The following is a 2,539-nucleotide window of genomic DNA, read 5'->3' as shown; positions in this document are numbered from 1 at the left end:
GCCCACGGGCTGCGCGACAGATGTTCCAAAGCGAGATAGGCGACCAGAGTCACCGCCGCGACCACGGCAAGGTTCGACAGGTTGAACAGCAGCGGCGTCTCGGCAAGGCTGCCGAAGGGGCGCGGGATGAAGCCGATGCCGAACGGGCCGCCGGTCAGTTTCTGCGCGTTGAGCGCGACCAGTTGCACGACGACGGCGACGCCGAAGGTGGTGATCGCCAGATAGTCGGACCTGAGCCGCAGCGTCGCCATGCCAGTTAACGCCGCGGCAATGCCGCCGACGACCATGGCGCCCGCCCAGCCGACAACGATCGGCAGGCCAAGGCCACCCAGCCGCGCGGCGTCGTCGGGAGTGGTCAGCAATGCCGAGGTGTAGGCGCCGATGGCGACGAAGCCGGCAAGGCCGACATTGAACAGGCCGGTCAGGCCCCACTGCAAATTGAGCCCCAGCGTGACCAGCGAAAAGATCAGCGCGGTGGTCAGGAAGAAGGCGCCGTAGCCGATCAGATCCATCAGCGTTCCCTCACACCAAACAGGCCGATCGGCCGCACGAACAGCACCGCCATCAGGATGATGAAGGAGACGGCGGCGCGCCATTCGGCGCCGATCAGCTGCACGGCACCGGCCTCGGCGAGCCCGATGATCAGGCCGCCGAGCACGGCGCCGGGGATGCTGCCGATGCCGCCGAGAATGGCGGCGGCAAACATCGGCAATAGCATGTCGAAGCCCATGAACGGGCGGATCTGCACCAGGATGCCGATCATCACGCCGGCCACGCAGGCCAGCGCCCCGCCGATGACCCAGGTGACGCGCACCACGCTGGCGACGTCGATGCCGACGATGCGGGCCAGTGCCGAGTTCTGGCTCAGGGCCTGCATCGAGCGGCCGGTCTGCGTGCGCGTCATCAACAGATGCACGGCGAGCACCAGCACCGCGGTCAGCAGCAAAAGCGCGATCTGGTCTGATGTGATGCGGATGCCGAAGCCGACCGGCATGGCGATCTGGATCGCCCGGCTGAAATAGGTCGGCCGCGAGGTGAAGGTGAATTCGAGCAGGCTTCTCAGCGCCATCGAGGCACCGAAGCTCGCCATCACCACGATGATCGCCTGGCCTTGCGAGCGCAGCCGCGAAAACAGCACCTTGTCGAGCAGCAGCGCCAGCAAAGCGGTGAACGCCATGCCGACGACCAGCGCGACAATCAGCGGCCAGCCGAAGGACAGCGGTGCGATCGGTGCCACCTTGCCGACTGTCGCGCCGATGGCGCTGACGACGGCCAGCGTCGCATAGGTGCCCCAGGCCATGAAGTCGCCATGGGCAAAGTTCGAGAAGCGCAGGATCGAATAGGTAAGCGTCACGCCGATGGCGCCCAGGCCGATCATCGAACCCGTCAGCAATCCGTCGACGACAAATTGCAAGCTCATGCCCCACCTCCTGTGCCGGACTTGCGGGGGCGCTGGCCGAGATAGAGTTCGGCGACCACCGGATCGTTCCACAGCTCGGAGGCAATGCCCTCGTGCCGGTCTTTGCCTTCGACCAGCACATAGGCGCGGTCGCCGATGGCGAGCGCTGCCTTGGCATTCTGTTCGACGAGCAGGATGGTGACGCCGGACTTGCGGATGTTTGCCAGCATCTCGAACACCATCGAGACGAATTTCGGCGACAGGCCGGCCGACGGCTCGTCTAGCACCAGCACCTTGGGGTGGACGATCAGCGCCCGCGCAACGGCGAGCATCTGCCGTTGTCCGCCCGAGAGGTTGCCGGCGGCGGTGCGGCGCTGGCGGACGAGATCGGGGAAGGCGGCATACATCTCCTCGGTGCGCGCAGGAATCTCGCGCCGCTCAAGGATGCCGCAAGCAACTCTGAGATTGTCCTCGACCGACATCAGTGGGAAGATGTTTTCGGTCTGCGGCACGAAGGCCAGCCCGAGGCGCACCATGGTGTGGGCCGGCGCGGCAGTGATGTCCTTCCCGTCCAGAAATACTGTGCCGCCGGTGATCGGGACGAGGCCGGCGATGGCCTTGATGAAGCTAGACTTGCCGGCGCCGTTGGGGCCGAGCACCACGACGATCTCGCCCTTGGCGACGGTGATCGAGGCGCCGCGCACGATCGGCACGCCGGGCTCGTAGCCGGCTTCGAGGTCGCGGACATCGAGAACGATCTCGCTCATGCTGCGCCTCCGAGATAGGCCTCGATGGCGCGCGGGTCGCGAGCGACCTCTTCGGCCGTGCCTTCGCTGAGCAACTGGCCGCTCGCCATGACGAGGACGCGATGGCAGAGCCGCGTCACCATGTCGATATTATGCTCGATCAGCAGGAAGGTGATACCGCGCGCATTGATGTCGCGGATGCGGTCGATGATGACTTCGAGCAGCGTCGCGTTGACGCCGGCCGCCGGTTCGTCGAGCAAGATGATCGCCGGATCGGCCATCATCACGCGGGCGAGTTCGAGCAGCTTGCGCTGACCGCCGGAAAGCACGCGCGCCGGCTCATGCGCGAGATGGGCGAGGGCGACCAGTTCCAGCAGTTCAAGCGCCTTTGTCC

4 protein-coding genes are annotated in these 2,539 nt (G+C 65.9%); all 4 read right to left on the bottom strand.

The window, feature by feature from the left end:
• Positions 1-515: branched-chain amino acid ABC transporter permease (locus EN884_RS32710; RefSeq protein WP_164895304.1), on the bottom strand; the 515-nt coding region annotated here is incomplete at its 3' end.
• Positions 512-1,420, bottom strand: a complete 909-nt coding sequence (locus EN884_RS32705; RefSeq protein ID WP_063167566.1) for a branched-chain amino acid ABC transporter permease — start codon at positions 1,418-1,420, stop codon at positions 512-514. The genes EN884_RS32705 and EN884_RS32710, both read right to left, overlap by 4 nt.
• On the bottom strand, positions 1,417-2,166 hold the full coding sequence (locus EN884_RS32700; protein ID WP_063167567.1) for an ABC transporter ATP-binding protein: 750 nt from the start codon (positions 2,164-2,166) through the stop codon (positions 1,417-1,419). Before EN884_RS32700 ends, EN884_RS32705 begins: the two co-directional genes overlap by 4 nt.
• The coding region (locus tag EN884_RS32695; RefSeq protein WP_164895303.1) for an ATP-binding cassette domain-containing protein at positions 2,163-2,539 on the bottom strand (377 nt) is incomplete at its 5' end. The genes EN884_RS32700 and EN884_RS32695, both read right to left, overlap by 4 nt.

The sequence above is a fragment of the Mesorhizobium sp. M7A.F.Ca.AU.001.01.1.1 genome, from assembly GCF_004022735.1.
Lineage (GTDB): Bacteria > Pseudomonadota > Alphaproteobacteria > Rhizobiales > Rhizobiaceae > Mesorhizobium > Mesorhizobium ciceri.
The sequence above is the reverse complement of the archived record's forward strand: the minus strand, read 5'-3'. Positions and strand labels throughout refer to the sequence as shown.

Coding starts and splice junctions, on each gene's coding strand:
- EN884_RS32700 (WP_063167567.1), bottom strand. CDS start 2,166: ATGAGCGAGATCGTTCTCGATGTCCGCGACCTCGAAGCCGGCTACGAG.
- EN884_RS32705 (WP_063167566.1), bottom strand. CDS start 1,420: ATGAGCTTGCAATTTGTCGTCGACGGATTGCTGACGGGTTCGATGATC.